This window comes from Micromonospora coxensis (genome assembly GCF_900090295.1).
GTDB lineage: Bacteria > Actinomycetota > Actinomycetes > Mycobacteriales > Micromonosporaceae > Micromonospora > Micromonospora coxensis.
In genome coordinates this window covers 3,011,307-3,028,326 of record NZ_LT607753.1, presented here as the reverse complement: position 1 = coordinate 3,028,326, position 17,020 = coordinate 3,011,307, and the positions used below count along the sequence as shown (strand labels likewise).

The 17,020-nt window shown below is 74.8% G+C and carries 14 protein-coding genes, 3 pseudogenes and 1 riboswitch; of the genes and pseudogenes, 9 read left to right on the top strand and 8 right to left on the bottom strand.

Going from position 1 to position 17,020, the window contains the following annotated elements:
- Positions 1 to 48 precede the first annotated feature (48 nt).
- Entirely contained in the window at positions 49 to 1,881 is a 1,833-nt protein-coding gene (locus GA0070614_RS13660; RefSeq protein WP_088979417.1) for a glycerol-3-phosphate dehydrogenase/oxidase, read from the top strand.
- Between the two features lie 88 nt (positions 1,882 to 1,969).
- Positions 1,970 to 2,479: a hypothetical protein gene (locus GA0070614_RS13655; protein ID WP_088976317.1), complete on the top strand. Its 510-nt coding sequence runs from the start codon at positions 1,970 to 1,972 to the stop codon at positions 2,477 to 2,479.
- Between the two features lie 48 nt (positions 2,480 to 2,527).
- Here GA0070614_RS13655 and GA0070614_RS13650 read toward each other — a convergent pair whose 3' ends face one another.
- Positions 2,528 to 3,928: an FAD-binding oxidoreductase gene (locus GA0070614_RS13650; protein ID WP_088976316.1), complete on the bottom strand. Its 1,401-nt coding sequence runs from the start codon at positions 3,926 to 3,928 to the stop codon at positions 2,528 to 2,530.
- A gap of 35 nt (positions 3,929 to 3,963) precedes the next feature.
- Here GA0070614_RS13650 and GA0070614_RS31545 point away from each other — a divergent pair.
- Positions 3,964 to 4,131: pseudogene (locus GA0070614_RS31545) on the top strand (DUF4031 domain-containing protein); the annotation flags it as partial.
- Between the two features lie 28 nt (positions 4,132 to 4,159).
- Here GA0070614_RS31545 and GA0070614_RS30575 read toward each other — a convergent pair.
- Positions 4,160 to 4,897: an HD domain-containing protein gene (locus GA0070614_RS30575; protein WP_331715108.1), complete on the bottom strand. Its 738-nt coding sequence runs from the start codon at positions 4,895 to 4,897 to the stop codon at positions 4,160 to 4,162.
- A 93-nt stretch (positions 4,898 to 4,990) separates the two neighbouring features.
- Here GA0070614_RS30575 and GA0070614_RS13640 point away from each other — a divergent pair, with 93 nt between their 5' ends.
- Entirely contained in the window at positions 4,991 to 6,220 is a 1,230-nt protein-coding gene (locus GA0070614_RS13640; protein ID WP_231933691.1) for an FUSC family protein, read from the top strand.
- A 10-nt stretch (positions 6,221 to 6,230) separates the two neighbouring features.
- On the opposite strand, the gene GA0070614_RS13635 is transcribed toward GA0070614_RS13640, so the two are convergent.
- Positions 6,231 to 7,502 (bottom strand): aminotransferase class V-fold PLP-dependent enzyme, encoded by a 1,272-nt coding sequence (locus tag GA0070614_RS13635; protein WP_088976314.1) that lies wholly within the window; start codon positions 7,500 to 7,502, stop codon positions 6,231 to 6,233.
- Positions 7,503 to 7,553: 51 nt separating this feature from the next.
- Positions 7,554 to 7,674, bottom strand: a riboswitch (SAM riboswitch).
- Positions 7,675 to 7,697: 23 nt separating this feature from the next.
- Between GA0070614_RS13635 and GA0070614_RS13630 the strand changes: the two genes are divergently transcribed.
- Positions 7,698 to 9,179: a PrsW family intramembrane metalloprotease gene (locus tag GA0070614_RS13630; RefSeq protein WP_088976313.1), complete on the top strand. Its 1,482-nt coding sequence runs from the start codon at positions 7,698 to 7,700 to the stop codon at positions 9,177 to 9,179.
- A gap of 41 nt (positions 9,180 to 9,220) precedes the next feature.
- On the opposite strand, the gene GA0070614_RS30570 is transcribed toward GA0070614_RS13630, so the two are convergent.
- Positions 9,221 to 9,388, bottom strand: coding sequence for a hypothetical protein (locus GA0070614_RS30570; protein WP_170839495.1), 168 nt, complete (start codon positions 9,386 to 9,388; stop codon positions 9,221 to 9,223).
- An 86-nt stretch (positions 9,389 to 9,474) separates the two neighbouring features.
- Positions 9,475 to 9,822, bottom strand: a complete 348-nt coding sequence (locus GA0070614_RS13625) for a GroES family chaperonin (protein ID WP_088976312.1) — start codon at positions 9,820 to 9,822, stop codon at positions 9,475 to 9,477.
- Positions 9,823 to 9,980: 158 nt separating this feature from the next.
- Between GA0070614_RS13625 and GA0070614_RS13620 the strand changes: the two genes are divergently transcribed.
- Positions 9,981 to 11,279: an AI-2E family transporter gene (locus GA0070614_RS13620; protein ID WP_231933627.1), complete on the top strand. Its 1,299-nt coding sequence runs from the start codon at positions 9,981 to 9,983 to the stop codon at positions 11,277 to 11,279.
- A 54-nt stretch (positions 11,280 to 11,333) separates the two neighbouring features.
- On the opposite strand, the pseudogene GA0070614_RS31680 reads toward GA0070614_RS13620, so the two are convergent.
- Positions 11,334 to 12,020 (bottom strand): annotated as a pseudogene (locus tag GA0070614_RS31680) (ATP-dependent DNA helicase); the annotation flags it as partial.
- A gap of 111 nt (positions 12,021 to 12,131) precedes the next feature.
- Positions 12,132 to 13,490, bottom strand: a pseudogene (locus GA0070614_RS31675) (ATP-dependent DNA helicase); the annotation flags it as partial.
- A gap of 137 nt (positions 13,491 to 13,627) precedes the next feature.
- On the opposite strand from GA0070614_RS31675, the gene GA0070614_RS13610 reads away from it, so the two are divergent.
- On the top strand, positions 13,628 to 14,134 hold the full coding sequence (locus tag GA0070614_RS13610; protein ID WP_088976309.1) for a DUF402 domain-containing protein: 507 nt from the start codon (positions 13,628 to 13,630) through the stop codon (positions 14,132 to 14,134).
- Between the two features lie 7 nt (positions 14,135 to 14,141).
- Here GA0070614_RS13610 and sigJ read toward each other — a convergent pair whose 3' ends face one another.
- Positions 14,142 to 15,107: an RNA polymerase sigma factor SigJ gene (sigJ, locus tag GA0070614_RS13605; RefSeq protein ID WP_088976308.1), complete on the bottom strand. Its 966-nt coding sequence runs from the start codon at positions 15,105 to 15,107 to the stop codon at positions 14,142 to 14,144.
- A 162-nt stretch (positions 15,108 to 15,269) separates the two neighbouring features.
- On the opposite strand from sigJ, the gene GA0070614_RS13600 reads away from it, so the two are divergent.
- Positions 15,270 to 16,259: a PPK2 family polyphosphate kinase gene (locus GA0070614_RS13600; protein WP_088976307.1), complete on the top strand. Its 990-nt coding sequence runs from the start codon at positions 15,270 to 15,272 to the stop codon at positions 16,257 to 16,259.
- Between the two features lie 132 nt (positions 16,260 to 16,391).
- On the top strand, positions 16,392 to 17,018 hold the full coding sequence (locus GA0070614_RS13595; protein ID WP_088976306.1) for a DUF47 domain-containing protein: 627 nt from the start codon (positions 16,392 to 16,394) through the stop codon (positions 17,016 to 17,018).
- The last annotated feature ends 2 nt before the right edge of the window (positions 17,019 to 17,020 follow it).

The window sequence follows — 17,020 nt, the reverse complement described above, 5'->3', positions numbered from 1 at the left end:
GGGGAGCGGGGCCTGCTGCTCGCGGCTCCGGGCGGTTACGGTGGACGGGTGCGCGACCCCAACCTGACCCGATCCGCCGCCGGCCAGCTCTCCCCCGAGCGCCGCGCCACCGACCTGCGCCGGCTCCGGGCCGAGCGCTTCGACGTGCTGATCATCGGGGGTGGCGTCACCGGAGCGGGCGCCGCGCTGGACGCCGCCTCCCGAGGGCTCAAGGTGGCCCTGGTCGAGGCGCGCGACTACGCCGCCGGCACCTCCAGCCGGTCCAGCAAGTTGATCCACGGCGGCCTGCGCTACCTGGAGCAGTTGGAGTTCCACCTGGTCCACGAGGCGCTGACCGAACGCGGCCTGCTCGCCACCCGGCTCGCCCCGCACCTGGTCCGGCCGGTGCCGATCCTGGTGCCGCTGCCCGCCGGGGGGAGCCTGCGCGACCTGCCCGCCCGCGCCTTCCGCCGCGCCTACTACGGCGCCGGCGTGGCCGCCTACGACGCCTTCGCCGGGATCTTCGGCGGCGGCCGGGGCATGCCGCTGCACCGGCACCTGACCCGCGAGGGCGCCCGGCGGATCTTCCCCAGCCTGCGCGCCGACTCCCTGGCCGGGGCGATCCGCTACTACGACGGGCAGGTCGACGACGCCCGGCTGGTGGTCACCCTGGCCCGTACCGCGGCGAGCCTCGGCGCGACGGTGGTGACCAGCGCCCGCGCCGTCGGGCTGATCCGGCAGGCCCGTGAGGTCACCGGGGTCCGGGTCCGCGACCTGGAGGCGGCCCCCGGTTCCCCCGACGCCGAGTTCGAGGTGCACGCCCGGGTCGTCATCGGCGCGACCGGCGTCTGGAGCGACGACATGTCGCAGATGCTCAACGACGTCGGGCTGCGCCCCGGCATCCGGGTACGCGCCTCCAAGGGCGTGCACCTGGTCGTCCCCCGGTCGGCGATCACCGGCGAGACCGGGCTGATCCTGCGCACCCCCAGCAGCGTGCTCTTCGTGATCCCCTGGGGTGGGCACTGGATCATCGGCACCACCGACACCGACTGGCGACTGGACCGGTCCCACCCGGCCGCCTCCGCGCGCGACATCCAGTACCTGCTCGATCAGGTCAACACGGTGCTCGACCGGCCGCTGACCACGGCCGACATCGAGGGCGTCTACGCCGGCCTGCGCCCGCTGCTGGCCGGCGAGGCGGACTCCACCTCCAAGCTGTCCCGCGAGCACGCGGTCTTCGAGCCGATGCTCGGGCTGCTCCTGGTCGCCGGCGGCAAGTACACGACGTACCGGGTGATGGCCTCGGACGTGGTGGACCGGGCCGCCCACCGGCTCGGCGGGGTACGGCCGTCCCGCACCGCCGACCTGCCGCTGCTCGGCGCCGACGGGTACCCGGCGATGTGGCGGGACCGGGCGGACCTGGCCCGCCGGCACGGGGTGCCGGTGGGCGTGGTGGAGCACCTGCTGGAGCGCTACGGCACCATGACCCGGGAACTGCTGGCCCTGATCGACGCCGACCCCCTCCAGGCGTCCCCGCTGGCCGGCGCGCCGGAGTACCTCGCCGCCGAGGTGACGTACGCGGCCCGCGCGGAGGGGGCGCTGCACCTGGAGGACGTGCTGACCCGGCGTACCCGGATCTCCTTCGAGACGACCCACCGGGGCCTGGAGTCGGCCGGGCACACGGCGGAGCTGATGGGTGCGGTGCTCGGCTGGGACGCGGCCACCCGGGAGCGGGAGGTCGCGCACTACCGGGCGCGGGTCGAGGCGGAGCGGGAGTCCCAGCTCATGCCGGACGACGCCACCGCCGACGCGGCCCGGCTCGGCGCGCCCGACGTGCGCGGCTTCGCCGCGGATCGGGGTGTCGACGGCGACAGCGTCGAACTCCCGACGTCCACCCACTGACCGATCGGCCCCATGGACGTTGCACCCATCGACGCCCGCCCGGTCGGCCGGTACCGGTTCTTACCTACGGTGGGGTAGGTTGCGGCGCGTGGTTCCCCCTCTGTGGTCACGCGTGCTCATGGTCTCCGCCGGTGTCGTCCTGACGGTCACCCTCACCGCCTGCTCGGTGTTCGGCGAGGACGGCGGCGAGTCCACACGGGATCCGAAGGGGACAGCGGTGACAGCCTCCCCGGCCGCCGGCCGGGTCAGCCTGCTGCAGAAGCTCGGTCAGGACGGCCCGCTCCGGTCGCTCAACGTGGAGCCCGACGGCCGCTGGGAGTGCGACGACTGCGCCGGGGACGGCGTGACGTCCACCGGGACGCTCGACCCGGAGCAGCTCCAGCGGCTGCACGGCCTGCTCGCCGACCCGCGGCTGGCCCAGGAGACCGACGAGGTCCGCAAGTACAAGGCGACCTGCATCGACTCGCTGACGTCGAGCCTGCTCACCTCGGTCGGCCTGATCACCTCGCAGGACTGCCCCGGTGAGGAGCGCCCACCGGTGGCCGGCGAGATCCTGCTCCTGCTCACCCAGGCCACCCCGGCCGAGCCGACCGCCTGAGGCGGTGCGGGAGGCCGCCGACGGCCTCCCGCACCCCGCCCGCCGGGGTCAGAGCACCTTGCCCGGGTTCAGCATCCCCGCCGGGTCCAGCGCCGCCTTGATCGCCTGGTGCACCCGGACGCCGACCGGGCCGATCTCGCGGGCCAGCCAGTCCCGCTTGAGCAGCCCGACGCCGTGCTCGCCGGTGCAGGTGCCGCCGAGGTCCAGGCCGAGCCGCATGATCTCGTCGAAGGCGCGCCGGCCCCGTTCCAGGCTGGCCGGGTCGGCTCGGTCGACCACGATGTTGGGGTGCATGTTGCCGTCCCCGGCGTGCCCGACCACGCCGATCGGCACGTCGCACTCCTCGGCGATCCGGGCGACCCCGTCGAGCAGCGCGGCCAGCGCGCCGCGCGGCACCGCCACGTCGTCGATGACCAGACCGCCGTTGCCGCCGGGGAAGGCGTCGGCGGCGAACTTCTCCATCGCCGGGTGTGCCAGCCGGCGGGCCTGCAACAGCGCCGCCGCCTCCACGGCGTCGGTGGCCGCGTACACCTCCTCGGCCCCGGCCGCCTCGCAGACCTCGGCCAGCCGGGCCAGGTCGTCGGCGGACCGGGAGCCGGTGTCGGCGGCGGCGAGCAGCAGCGCCTGCGCGTCGGTGCGCAACCCCATCGGCCGGTACGCCTCGATCGCCCGCAGATGGGTCCGGTCGAGCAGTTCCAGCAGGCTGGGGCTGAGCCCCTGGGCGGCGATGTCGGCCACCGCCGCGCCGGCCGCCGCCGTGGACCCGAAGACGGCCACCATGGTCAGCGACTCCTCGGGGGCCGGACGCAGCGACACGGTGATCTCGGTGATCACGCCGAGGGTGCCCTCGGAGCCGACGAAGAGCCGGGTCAGGTCGTACCCGGCGACACCCTTGGCGGTGCGCCGACCGGTGCGCAGCACCTCGCCGGAGGCGAGCACCACCTCCAGGCCCAGCACGTACTCGGTGGTCACGCCGTACTTGACGCAGCACATGCCGCCGGCGTTGGTGGAGACGTTGCCGCCGATGGTGGAGGACTCCCAGGAGCCCGGGTCCGGCGGGTACCAGAGCCCGTGCTTCGCCACCGCACCGGCCAGGGTCGCGTTGACCACCCCCGGCTGCACCACGGCGATCCGGCTGACCGGGTCGATCTCCCGGATCGCGTCCATCGCCATCGTGCTGAGCACCACCGCGCCGTCGACCGCGTTCGCCGCGCCGGCCAGCCCGGTCCGCGCCCCCTGCGGCACCACCGGTACGCCGTGCCGCGCGGCCGCCCGGACCACCGCCACCACCTGCTCGGTGCTGCGGGGCCGGGTCACCACCAGCGGCGTGCCCGCCGGGCAGAGGTCCGCTTCGTCGCGCTGGTGCATCCGCAGCAGGTCGGGGTCGGTCAGGACGGCGTCGTCGCCGAGCGCCGCCCGCAGGTCGTCGAGGAGGGGGGAGCCAACCATGCGGGGAAGGCTAACCGCCGGTTAGATTGGCCGCCATGCTGTACCTCGACCGGCCCGCCTGGCCGTGGCGGGGACGGCTCTGGTCCCACCTGATCAGCGACGTCTCCCACGCCGAACTGCACGCCTTCGCCGAGGCGCTGGGCGTGCCCCGCCGGGGCTTCGACCGTGACCACTACGACATCCCCGCCGAGCGCTTCCCGGTGGCGGTCTGGCTCGGCGCCCAGGTCGTCCCTACCCGCGAGATCGCCCACCGGCTCCGCGCCAGCGGGCTCCGCCGTCCCAAGCACCTGCACCCCCGGACCCCACCCCGGCCTGACGTCCCGACGGCGGGGGTCGGCGGAGGGTGGCCAGTTCGCGGGTGAGGTTGGCGCGGGCGGGCGCCTCCCAGCGGGCCGCCAGTGGGGGCAGGCGGAAGAGGGCGGGAAGGGCGAGCAGGGAGTCGAGGACGCGGGCCCGGCCGGCGCGGAAGTCCGGCTCGGGGACGTGCGCGTACTCCTGGCGGATGGCGGCGGCGTACGCGGCGTACTCGTCGGGTGGGGTCGCGAGGACCGCGAGGTCGGCGTCGCAGAGCAGCGCGCCGTCGGGGTCGTCGGCGGCGACGGCGTGCCCGGCGGTGAGCAGCACCAGCCGGCGGACCTCGGTCACCGCCTCGGCGGGCAGCCCCAGCCCGGTCAGCAGCGTGCCGGCCAGCGCGGCGCTGTCCCGCTCGTTGGTGTCCCCGGCGGCGCGCGGGTCGTGGACCGCGTCGTGGCACCAGGCGGCGAGCCGCACCAGGTCCGGCTGGGTAGCCAGCCCCGCGTACGCGTCCACCACGCCCAGCACGGCGGTGAGGTGGCGAGGCGTGTGGTACCGGCGGTGCGGCTCGCGCCAGCGGGCGACCAGGTCTTGCCCGGCCCGGATCGTCGCCGGGTCGTCGACCGCGCCGGCGTCCCGCGCCGCCGTCCGCCAGCGCTCGGTCAGCTCCGTCACCCCGTCGAGTCTGCCGCACGGGCGGTGGGATGAAAGCTCCCGGTACGGGTAGTCCCGGCCATGGCCGTGGCCCGGGACCGACGACCGTCGCTGATGCGGCGTGCCGCCCTGCGCGACGGCACGGACGTCGACTCCGCCCGGATCGCCGGGGCGATGGCGGAGTTGCGCCACCGGAGCCGGGCCACCCTGCACGACCGGCTGCACCGGGTGCGGATGGCGCTCGGCCTGGCCGTCCAGGCCGGGCTGGCCGCCGCGCTCTCCTGGATCTTCGCGCACGAGGTGCTGAACAACCCGCAGCCCGTCTTCGCGCCCATCTCGGCGGTCGGCACCCTGGCCGCCTCGGTCGGGCAGCGGCTGCGCCGTACCGTCGAGCTGATCATCGGAGTCGCGGTCGGGGTGTTCCTCGGCGACGTGCTGATCTACTTCCTCGGCACCGGCGGCTGGCAGCTCGGCCTGGTGGTGACCTCGGCGATCCTGCTGACGATCTTCTTCGGCGGCAGTGTGGCCGTCGTGATCCAGGCCGCCGCGACCGCGGTGCTGATCGTCACGCTCAGCCCCTCAGTCCAGGACCTGGAGATACCCCGCTTCGTCGACGCGTTCGTCGGCGGTGGGATCGCGCTGCTGGTGACCGCGGTCCTGCTGCCGCTCAACCCGTTACGGGTGATCAACCGGGCCGCCCGCCCCGCGCTGGACCTGCTCGCCGGACAGCTCGACGTCTGCGCCGAGGCGCTGCGCAAGCGGGACCGGGGCAGCGCCCAGCGGGCCCTGGAGCGGCTGCGGGAGAACAAGGAGGAACTGGCCGCCTTCACCGAGGCGATCGAGGGCGCGAAGGAGACCAGCACCCTCTCGCCGGCCCGCTGGCACCGGCGCAGCGAGCTGACCCACTACGCGGAGGCGGCCGACCCGATCGACCGGGCGATGCGCAACAGCGGCACCCTGATCCGTCGGGCCGTCACCATGATCGAGGACGAGGAGCCGATCCCCGAACCGATGCCGGACGCGGTGGCCCACCTCGCCGAGTCGGTACGCCTGCTGCGGCACGAGTTCGCCGTGGGGGCCGAGCCGGAGCAGGCCCGGGAGCGGTCACTGCGCGCGGTCAGCGAGGCCGGCCGGGCGTACGCGCAGGGGGTGGGCTTCTCCGGCAGCGTCGTGATCGCCCAGGTGCGCACCACCGCCAGCGACCTGATGGTCGCCTCCGGCATCGACCAGGAGGAGGCGAACCGGCTGGTCCGGCAGTCCTTCGGCGACCAGGAGAAGCCGCGCGGGGAGGCGGCGGAGCCGGGCGGGGCCCCGAAGCCCCCGACCGCCCCGCCGCTCGGCTGAGCCACCCCGGTCAGCGCAGTGCCGCCAACGCGGCGAGCAACCGGTCCACCTCGGCCCGCGTGCTGCCCAGCCCGAGGCTGGCCCGCAGCGCGGTCGGCGGCAGGTCGTCCCGGCCGCTGCGCGTCGCCGCCTCGGCGAGCAGCCGCCGGGCCAGCGGGTGCGCGCAGAAGAGCCCGTCGCGCACCCCGATCCCGTGCTCCCGGGCCAGGTACCCGGCCACCTCGGCGGAGTCCCGGCCGGCCAGCACGAACGAGACGATGCCGACCCGGGGCGTGTCCGGGGCGAAGGCGCGCAGCTCCACCACCTCGGGCAGCGCGGCGAGGCCGTCCCGCAGCCGGGTCAGCAGCCGCTGCTCGTGAGCGTGCAGGGCGTCCCGGTCCGCCTCGGCCAGCGCCGTGCAGACGGCGGCCAGGGCGACCGCGCCGAGCAGGTTCGGCGTACCGCCCTCGTGCCGGGCCGGGCCGGTCGCCCAGCGCACGTCGTGGGTGGCCGCGCCGACGTGGCCGGTGGCGCCCCCACCGGCCAGGTACGGCGGGGCCTCGTCCAACCAGTCGGCCCGGCCGAGCAGCACGCCCGCGCCGAACGGCGCGTACAGCTTGTGCCCGGAGACCGCCAGGTAGTCCACGTCGAGGTCGGCCACGTCCACCGGCGCGTGCGGGGCGAGCTGGGCGGCGTCGACCACGATCCGGGCACCGTGCCGGCGGGCCGCCCGGGCCAGCTCGGCCACCGGCCAGCGCTCACCGGTCACGTTGCTCGCGGCGGTCACGGCGACCAGCACCGGCGGCCCGGACACCCCACCCCGGCGCAGCTCGGCGAGGGCGGCGTCCAGCGACCGGACGGCCGCGCCGGGGCTCTCCGGCACCGGCAGCCGCACCGAGCCGCGCGGCCAGGGCAGCAGGTTGGCGTGGTGCTCCCCGGCGAAGGTGACCACGGTGGTGCCGGCGGGCAGGGCCCGGGCCAGCAGGTTCAGCGCGTCGGTGGTGTTGCGGGTGAAGACCACGTGGTCGTCGGCGCGGGCGCCGAAGAAGTCGCCGACCGTCTGCCGGGCCCGCTCGTAGGCCAGGGTGCAGCGCTGCGACAGCGCCCCGGCGCCGCGGTGCACGCTGGCGTACCAGGGCAGCAGCTCGGCCACCGCGTCGGCGGCGGCCCGCGCGCAGGGCGCGCTGGCGGCGTGGTCCAGGTTCACCTGCCCGGGTACGCCGAGCACGCCGAGCGGGTCCGGCCGGCCCGGTGCGGGCGTGGCGGCGGTGGGACGGGCGGGCGGTACGAGGGTGACGGTCATGCCGGTTCCTCCGGGGTCCTCGGGACCCCGGGTGTGGGCACACCGGGACGGGGTCCGCGCTTGCCCAGCACACGGATCGGGCTGGGCCCGGTCATCACCCGGGGCACCCCACCGCGAACTCGACGAGGGTTGCCGGCCAGCAAGCCGGGGCTTGACGCTGGCGCTCGTGACCTGTGGGCAGCATAACCACCACCGATGCGTCCGGACCAGGGGGCCGTGGGTGACTACGCTGACCGCATGGCCGTCACCCCGCCCGGCTGGCCCGTGCCGCCGCCGACCGCGCCCGCCGTCCCACCACCGGGTGCCGTCGCGCCCGGGATGCCGCCGCGCCGGCTGGGCTGGCGGCGGATCCTGGTGCTGGCCGGGGTGGTGCTGCTGATCGCCGCCTGCGCGGTCTACATGCTCTACACCCTCGGCACCAACCTGGGCCTGGACGCGCTGCTGGTCGGGGTGGCCGCGGCGGTCCTGCCGGTGCCGGTGCTGGTGGCCTGCTTCCTCTGGCTCGACCGGTACGAGCCGGAGCCGCTGAAGTACCTGGTCTTCTGCTTCGCCTGGGGCGCGTTCGTCTCCACCGCCGCGTCGCTGACCGTCAACAACGCCGGGGCGAAGCTCTTCGACCGGTGGGAGCTGCCCTCCGCGTTGACCGCGGTGCTGGTCGCCCCGTTCATCGAGGAGCTGACCAAGGCGCTCGGCCCGATCCTGCTGCTGGTCTTCCGCCGCCGGGAGTGGTCGGGCATCACCGACGGCCTGGTCTACTGCGGGCTCTCGGCGGTCGGGTTCGCCATGGTGGAGAACATCCTCTACCTGGGCGGCGCCGGGTATGCCTCGGGCGTGGACGAGTGGGGGCCGGCCACCGGCGTCCGCAACGTCATCGTCATCTTCATCATGCGGATCCTCTTCTTCGGCTTCGCCCACCCGCTGTTCACCTCGATGACCGGTGTCGGGCTGGGCATCGCCGCCCGGGCGGCCGACCGGCGGGTGCGGATCCTCGCCCCGGCCGCCGGCCTGCTGCTGGCGATGATCCTGCACGGCACCTGGAACCTGCTGCCGTCGCTGGTGCAGGCGACCGGCCAGCCGGTGATCTTCTTCCTCGGCATCGTGGCGCTGATGGTGCCGATCTTCTTCGGCATGGTCAGCTTCGCGATCTGGCTGCGCGCCTGGGAGGGGCGGCTCACCGAGCGGGTGCTGCCGGACTACGTGCGGGCCGGCTGGCTCACCCCGCCGGAGGTGGCCGCCCTGGGCAGCCTGGGCCGGCGGCACGCGGCGCGGGTCTGGGCCCGTCGGGTCGGGGGCGAGCCGGGCCTGCGGGCGATGCGCGGCTACCAGTTCGCCGCCACCCGGCTGGCGCTGCTGCGCGACGGCATGCGCCGGGGGCTGGACCGCAAGGCGGCCGATCGGGAGCGTACCGCCCGGGAGGAGCGGGAACTGCTGGACGCGATCAGCGCGTACCGGTCGTACTTCGTGGGTCGGGACCCGCAGGCACCGGTCGGCATCTGGGACGGGCAGCGCTACCACCTGCGCTTCCCGGACGGGTCGCAGCGCGCGGTCGAGGCCCCCGACTCCCCGGTGGTGCCGATCCCGGTGGTGCTGGCCCCGCCGCCGCCTCCGGCGTACCCGACCGGCTACGGCCCGCCCGGCGGGTACGGCGGCCGTCCGGCCGGGCCCTGGCAGCCCTGAGCGGTGTCCCACGTGTCGCCGGTGGGGGGCCGGCGGCGCGGTCAGGTCATCAGGCTGGTCATGAAGTCGCCGAGCCCTTGGAACATCGCCATCAGCCCGGCCCCGATCGCCTTGAACATCTGTGCCGCGCCGTCCGGCCGGAACGCCATGAAGTAGAACAGGAAGGCGACGCCGCCCCAGAGCAGCACCTTCTTCACGAATACCGGCATCGTCCCTCCCCAGGGCGCTGGATGCGCCTGGCTTCCCGCCGGACAGCGGCACAAACGGCCGTCGCGTCCCGCGGTGCGGAGGGTGGCTACAGGTAGAGGCCGGTGTTGCCGGTGGGCTCGTTCTCCACCCGTTCGGCGGCGACGGCGTGCACGTCCCGCTCCCGCAGCAGGACGTACCCCCGGCCGTGCAGTTCCACCTCGGAGCGGTCGTCCGGGTCGAAGAGCACCCGGTCGCCGGAGACGATCGAGCGGACGTTCGGGCCGACGCCCACCGCGGTCGCCCAGGCCAGTCGCTTGCCCACGGCGGCGGTGGCCGGAATCACGATGCCGGCGGTGGAACGGCGCTCACCCTCGCTCCCCTCCATCCGCACCAGCACGCGGTCGTGCAGCAGGCGGATCGGCAGGCCGGAGTCGAGGTTCGGGTCGGCGGTCACGCGAAGACGCTACCGCGTGCCGGGTCGCGGGTCGTCGGGGTGGTTGAGCGGAACGGGCGGGGGGCAATGTGTGGCGGAACTGCCCTACGGTGTCGGCTGTCGGACGTACCCTGTCCGGACCGTCGTGGGGCGGCCCGTTTCATTTCCAGGAGGTGCGCTTGAGCCGCTTCGAGCGGGTACGCGCCCGGCTGCGCCGTGCGTACGAGTCCGGACGGGATTCGGTGCGCGCGGGTCGCGCCGAGGAGACCCCGGTGTCGACGGATCCCGGGGTCGCCTCGCCCGTGTCGCCGGGCCCGGTGGCGCCGTTGTCGGCCACCGTCGTCGGCGCGGAGCCTCCCGCCGCGATGCACAACTCCACCGCCAGCCGTGACGACGCGGACGTGCCGCACGCCCTGCGCATCGCCGCCGCCTGGTCGTGGCGGCTGATCGTGATCGGCGTGGTGACCTGGGCGCTGCTGAAGATCGTCGGGACGATCAGCATCGTGATCATCCCGCTGGCCGTCGCGCTGCTGCTCTCCGCGCTGCTCGCCCCGGCCGTGGGCTGGCTGCTGCGGGCCCGCTTCCCGAGGTCGCTGGCGACCGGCGTGGTGCTGGTCGGTGGCCTGGCCGCGGTGGTCGGCACGTTGACCCTGGTGGTGAACGAGTTCATCCAGGGCGTGCCGGAGCTGAGCGAGAAGTCGTCGCAGGGCGTACGGCAGATCCAGGACTGGCTCAAGACCGGTCCGCTGCACCTCTCCGACGGGCAGCTCGAGCGGTACATCGACGAGGGGCAGGCGTGGGTCAACGGCAACACCGAGAAGTTCACCAGCGGGGCGCTCTCCACCGCGACCACGCTGGCCGAGGTGCTGACCGGCGCCATCCTGGTGCTGTTCGCCACGTTCTTCTTCCTGCGTGACGGCAACAACATCTGGCGGTTCCTGGTCCGGCTGCTGCCGGTGGCGGCCCGCTGGAAGGTCGACGACGCCGGCCGGGCCTCCTGGGCCACGCTCGGCGCGTACGTCCGCGCGACCGTCCTGGTGGCCTTCATCGACGCGGTCGGCATCGGCGTCTTCCTGGTCATCTTCGACGTGCCGTTCGCCTTCCCCCTGGCCGCGCTGGTCTTCCTCGGCGCGTTCATCCCGATCGTCGGGGCCACCCTCTCCGGCGGGGTCGCGGTGCTGGTGGCGCTGGTCGACAGCGGCCCGGTGACCGCGCTGATCATCCTGGGCGTGGTGATCGGCGTGCAGCAGGTCGAGGGCCACCTGCTCCAGCCGCTGATCATGGGTCGGGCGGTGGCCATCCACCCGCTCGCGGTGATCATCGGGATCGCCGCCGGCGTGGTGCTGGCCGGCATCACCGGCGCGCTGGTCGCGGTGCCGCTGATCGCGGTGCTCAACACCGCCGTGCGCCGGCTCGCCGCCCGTACCGTGCCGGACACCCCGCCCGACGCGGTGGTGGTCGCCTCCCAGGCGCCCTGACCGTCCACCCGCCGGAGCCGCCCGACCCCTCGGGGCCGGGCGGCTCCGGCGTGTTCAGGCCTTGGCGAGGCGTTCGAGGGCACCCCGGGCCACCTCGGGGCGGGTGGTGTACCAGAACGGCGGCAGCGAGCGGCGCAGGAACGGCCCGTAGCCCCGGGCGGTCTCCAGCCGCGAGTCGAGCACCGCGACGACGCCCCGGTCGCCGGTCGCCCGGATCAACCGGCCCACGCCCTGGGCCAGCCGTACCGCGGCGATCGGCACGCTGACCGAGGCGAAGCCGGAGCCGCCGCCGGCGTCCACCGCCGCCGCGCGGGCCGCCGCGAGGGGCTCGTCCGGGCGGGGGAAGGGCAGCCGGTCGATCACCACGAGCTGGCAGGAGTCGCCCGGCACGTCCACCCCCTGCCAGAGCGACATCACCCCGAACAGGCAGCTCGACCGTTCCTCCCGGAAACGGCGGACCAGCAGCGGCAGCGCCTCCTCGCCCTGCAACAGCACCGGCAGGTCGGTCCGCGCCCGGACCAGCTCCGCGGCCTGCTGCGCGGCCCGTCGCGAGGAGAAGAGCCCGAGGGTACGACCACCGAGCGCGCCGACCAGCGCCAGCAGCTCCTCGCCGGCCGCCTCGGGCAGCCCGGAGACGCTGGGGCGGGGCAGGTGCGCGGCGACGTAGAGGATGCCCTGCCGGGCGTAGTCGAACGGGGAGCCGACGTCCAGCGACCGCCACCCGGGCCCCTCGGTGGCCGGGACGGTGCCGGTGGCGGCCCGGCTGCCGGCGGCGGTGGCCACCGGGGTGGGGGCCGCCGCGTCGCCCCGGGCGGTGCTGGCGGCGAGGGCCGCGGCGGCCGGTGACGGCGGGGCGGGCGGGGGAGCGTCCAGCCCGAGCGCGCGGGCCACCGTGTCGAACCTGCCGCCCAGGGTCAGGGTGGCCGAGGTGGCGACGACGGTGCGCTCGTCGTACAGGTGGGAGGCGAGGGTGCCGGCGACCGAGAGCGGCGCGACGACCAGCGCGCGGCGGCTGCCGTTCTCCGGCTTCTCCACCCAGGCCACGTCGTGGTCGGCCTCCTCCAGCAGCCGCTGCGCGGTGGTGGACAGCTCGTCCAGCACCGCCTTGGCCTGCTGCTTGCGGACCGGGTCCGGGTCGTCCGACTTGACCTCGCCGATCGCGTCCAGCGCGGCCCGGGTCGCCCCGTCGAGCAGCGTGCACGCCTCGCGCAGCGGGGCCGGCAGCCCGGCGGTGAGCCGCCCGGCCGGCGCCTCGGCCAACCCGACGGCGAGCGCGTCGCCGGCCTCGGTGAGCCGGTCGGCGACGTCCGGCTTGAGCAGCGGCCGGGCCCGCCGGGTGGACCGGTCGATCAGCTCGGGGACCAGCTCCGCCTGGGCGGCCGAGGAGACCCGGTCGGCCAGCTCGTGCGCCTCGTCGACGATCAGCAGCTTGTGCGGCGGCACGATGTGCCGGCCGGCGAGCATGTCCACCGCGAGCAGGCTGTGGTTGGTGACCACGATGTCGGCCTCGCGGGCCCGCGCCCGGGACGCCTCGGCGAAGCACTCCTGGCCGAACGGGCAGCGGGTGGCCCCCACGCACTCGCGCGCCGGCATCGACACCAGCCGCCAGGCCTGGTCGTCCACGCCCGGGTCCAGTTCGTCCCGGTCACCGGTGTGCGTCTCGTCGGCCCAGTCGCGCAGCCGCTGGATCTGCTTGCCGAGCCGCCCGGCCTCGCCGAGCCACTTGGTGCCGCCGCCGGAGCCGCCGCCCGGGGCGTCGAAGAGGGTGTCGCCGGGTTCGTCCTCGGTGGAGCTGTCCAGCCGGGCCAGGCAGAGGTAGTGGTGCCGGCCCTTGAGCACGGCGAAGGTGGGCCGGCGGCCGAGCAGCGGCTCCACCGCCTCGGCGAGCCGGGGCAGGTCGTGCTCGACGAGCTGGGACTGCAACGCCAGGGTGGCGGTGGAGACCACCACCGGGCCGTCCACGGTCAGCGCGGGAGCGAGGTACGCCAGCGACTTGCCGGTGCCGGTGCCGGCCTGGACCAGCAGGTGCTCGCCTGCGGCCACGCTGCGCTCGATCGCCTCGGTCATCTGCTGCTGGCCGGGACGGGCCGCGCCACCGGGGACCGCGCCGACCGCCGCGGCCAGCAGTTCGGTGCCACTGGGCCGGACGCCTCGTCGCCGGCTACGGGCCGTCGGGGTGGCGGATCCGGTGGCGGTGCGCGGCGGAGTCACCGTGCGACGGTACCCGCCGGCCCCGACACCGGCCGGGCCGCCGCCCGGGTGGCGCGGTCACGGTACGGAAACCGGCCGGCCGCGTCCGGTAACTTCCCCGCAGCGACCGCTGGGCGGAATCGGCTAGGGTGCGACTCATGCCGAGCGATGTGGTCCGTGTGATCTACCGCAAGTACGACGGCAGCGCCCACCGCGACTACCCGGCCCGCCGGCTCACCGAGGACGACCTCGGCGTCTGGCTGGGCGTGCCGGCCGGCACCGAGTCGGTCTACCACGGCCGGCCCTCGGTCGAGCAGATCCCGTTCGTGCTCCTGGTGCCGCACCACGCCTGGTGGACCGGGATGTTCAACCCGCCGCCGCGCACCAGCGAGGTCTACTGCGACATCACCACCCCCGCCCGGTGGGAGGGCGACGACACGGTGCACCTGATCGACCTCGACCTGGACGTGGTGCGTCGCCGCGCCACCGGCCTGGTCGAGCTGCGCGACGAGGACGAGTTCGCCGTGCACCGGGAGCGGTTCGGCTACCCGGACGACCTGGTCGCCGAGGCCGAGGCGGCGTCGGCGTGGTTGCTCGACGCGCTGGGCGACGGCACCGAGCCGTTCGCCACGTCGTACCGGAAGTGGCTGACCCTGGTGGTCTGAGCCGGGTTCACCGGGGCGGCGGCCAGGCGGCGTCGGTGGGGACCGCCGGCAGGTGGTGCAGCTTGTCCGGGTTGAGCTGGAAGAAGACGCCGGTGATCCGCCCCTCGTGCACGGCGTAGGCGACCACCAGCCGCAGCAGCCGGCCGTCGGTGTGCACGGTCTCCAGTTGCAGCCCGAGCGAGCCGTCCACCAGCACCGGCCCGCCCCGCATCCGTTGGCCGTACCGGCCGGCCCGGCCGAAGAGCCCCAGCACGAAGCGGCCGACGTTGTCCGCGCCGGTGACCGGGCGGCGGGCCGACGGGAAGTGGCCGCCGCTGTCGCCGATCAGCAGCACGTCGGGGGCGAGCACCCGGAGCAGCGCGTTCAGGTCGCCGGACTCGGTGGCGGCGACGAACGCGGCCACCACCCGCCGCTGTTCGGCCAGGTCGGCGGTGTGTCGCGGGGCGTCCGGCGCGTGCACCGCGCGACGTGCCCGGGAGGCGAGCTGCCGGGCCGCCTCCGGGCTGGTGCCGAGCGCCTCGGCGATCCGGGCGAACGGCACCGCGAAGACGTCGTGCAGGACGAACGCGACGCGCTGCTCGGGGGTGAGCCGCTCCAGCACCACCAGCAGCGCCGTGCCGACCTGGTCGCGGCGCACGGCGCGCTCGGCCGGGTCGGGGGCGTAGCCGTCCGCCCCGGCGGCCGGCCGCAGCGGGGTCACCAGCGGCTCGGGCAGCCACTGCCCCGGGTACGTCTCCCGGCGTACTCGGGCCGAACGGAGCACGTCCAGGCAGATCCGGGCGCAGGTGGTGGTCAACCAGCCGCCGAGGTGCCGTACCTCGGCCCGGGCGGCCGGGTCGCCCAGTGCCGTGGCGTAGCGCAGCCAGGTCTCCTGCACGGCGTCCTCGGCCTCGCTCCGGCTGCCCAGCATCCGGTACGCCACCGCCGTCAGCCGCGCGCGCTCTGCCTCGAACTCCGCCGCCGCGTCCACCATCACCGCCCGCCTCCCCCGTGGTCGCCCCGCATTCTCCCCAACCACCGCCCACCCCGCCGCCCCCGCCCGTACGGCCACCCCCCGTACGCCCGGGCGACCCGGCCGGGCGGGGGCGGGCGGGCTCGGGAGGCGGGGGGTGGCGGAGTGGGTGAGGATCGGGGGATGGGTGTGATCGACGAGTCGGAGGTCGTGCCGCCGGAGGGTGGCACGATGCGGGAGTTGCTGCGGGCCGCCCCGGACGGCGGCACGGTCGACCTCGACGCGGTGGATCCGCGCGCGACGCCCGGGCTGCCGGCGGCGGCCGGGATCGGCCGGGAACGCAAGGCGTGGGCGCGCGCCCAGGTCGAGCTGATCGGCGCCGGGCTCGGCCGGCAGCAGGAGATGCTCTTCGCCACCGCCAAGGCCGCGGCCGGCGCGGACGCCCCGACGGGCGCGCCGACGGCGGCCGACGCCCACCTCGACGGGGGACGGCCGCCGCGGCTGTTGCTGGTGCTCCAGGCGATGGACTGCGGCGGCAAGGACGGCACGGTCAAACGGGTGGCCGGCGCGATGAACCCGCTCGGGCTGCACATCCGCTCCTTCGGCCCGCCGACGGAGGAGGAGGCGCGGCACGACTTCCTGTGGCGGATCCGCCGTGCCCTGCCGCCGCCCGGCTACGTGGGTGTGTTCAACCGCTCCCACTACGAGGACGTGCTGGTGGCCCGGGTCGACGCGCTGGTGCCGGAGGCCGCCTGGCGGGCCCGGTACGACGAGATCAACGCCTTCGAGCGGGAGCTGGTCGAGGCGGGGGTGACCCTGGTGAAGGTGATGCTGCACATCTCCCGCGCGGAGCAGGGGGAGCGGCTGATGGAGCGGCTGACCGACCCGACGAAGCACTGGAAGTACAACCCGGCCGACCTCGACTCCCGGGCCCGCTGGGACGACTACCAAGCGGCGTACGCCGAGGCGCTGGGGCGGTGCGGACCGGACGCCGCGCCCTGGTTCGTGGTCCCGGCGGACCGCAAGTGGTACCGGGACTGGGCGGTGGCCCACCTGCTGCGGGAGACGTTCGACACCTTGCATCTGGGGTATCCGGCAGCCGGTTTCGACGTGCAGCGGGAACGCCAGCGGTTGCGGGACGGGGACGAGAGGACCAAGGTGAACGGCGGGTGAACGAACGGTGAATCGGGCCTGACCAGGGGTGGGCCGGTCGATGCCCGGTTCCGTGGGGTACCTAGCATGCCCAGAGCAGACGCCCGTCCGGGGCGACGGCCACCCTTCCACCGACACGACGAGGTCCGTGCTGTGAAGTTTTCCTTCCGCCCGAACGAGGGCGCCTTCTACGAGCTCTTCACCAGGGCCGCGCAGAACCTGGTGAAGGGCACCGCACTGCTCAACGAGCTGGCCCTGCCCGACGTCGAGGTGCAGTCGGTGAGCGAGCGGCTGACCGAGGTCGAGCACGACAGCGACCAGATCACCCACGAGCTCTACAAGAAGATCAACTCGACCTTCATCACCCCGTTCGACCGGGAGGACATCTACCGTCTGGGCTCGCTGCTCGACGACGTGATGGACCACCTGGAGGCGGTCGGCAACCTGCTCTACCTGTACGGCCTGACCAAGCTCCCCTCGCTGCCCCGCGAGATGCACGAGATGGTCAACGTCCTCGACCAGCAGGCCAAGCTGACCGCCGAGGCGATGCCCCGGCTGCGGTCGATGAAGGACCTCGAGGACTACTGGATCGAGTGCAACCGGCTGGAGAACGACGGCGACCAGGCGTACCGGATGCTGCTGGTCCGCCTCTTCTCCGGCGAGTACGACGCGCTGACCGTGCTGAAGATGAAGGAGGTCGCCGACGAGCTGGAGGCCGCCTGCGACGCCTTCGAGCACGTGGCCAACACCGTCGAGACCATCGCGGTCAAGGAGTCCTGATC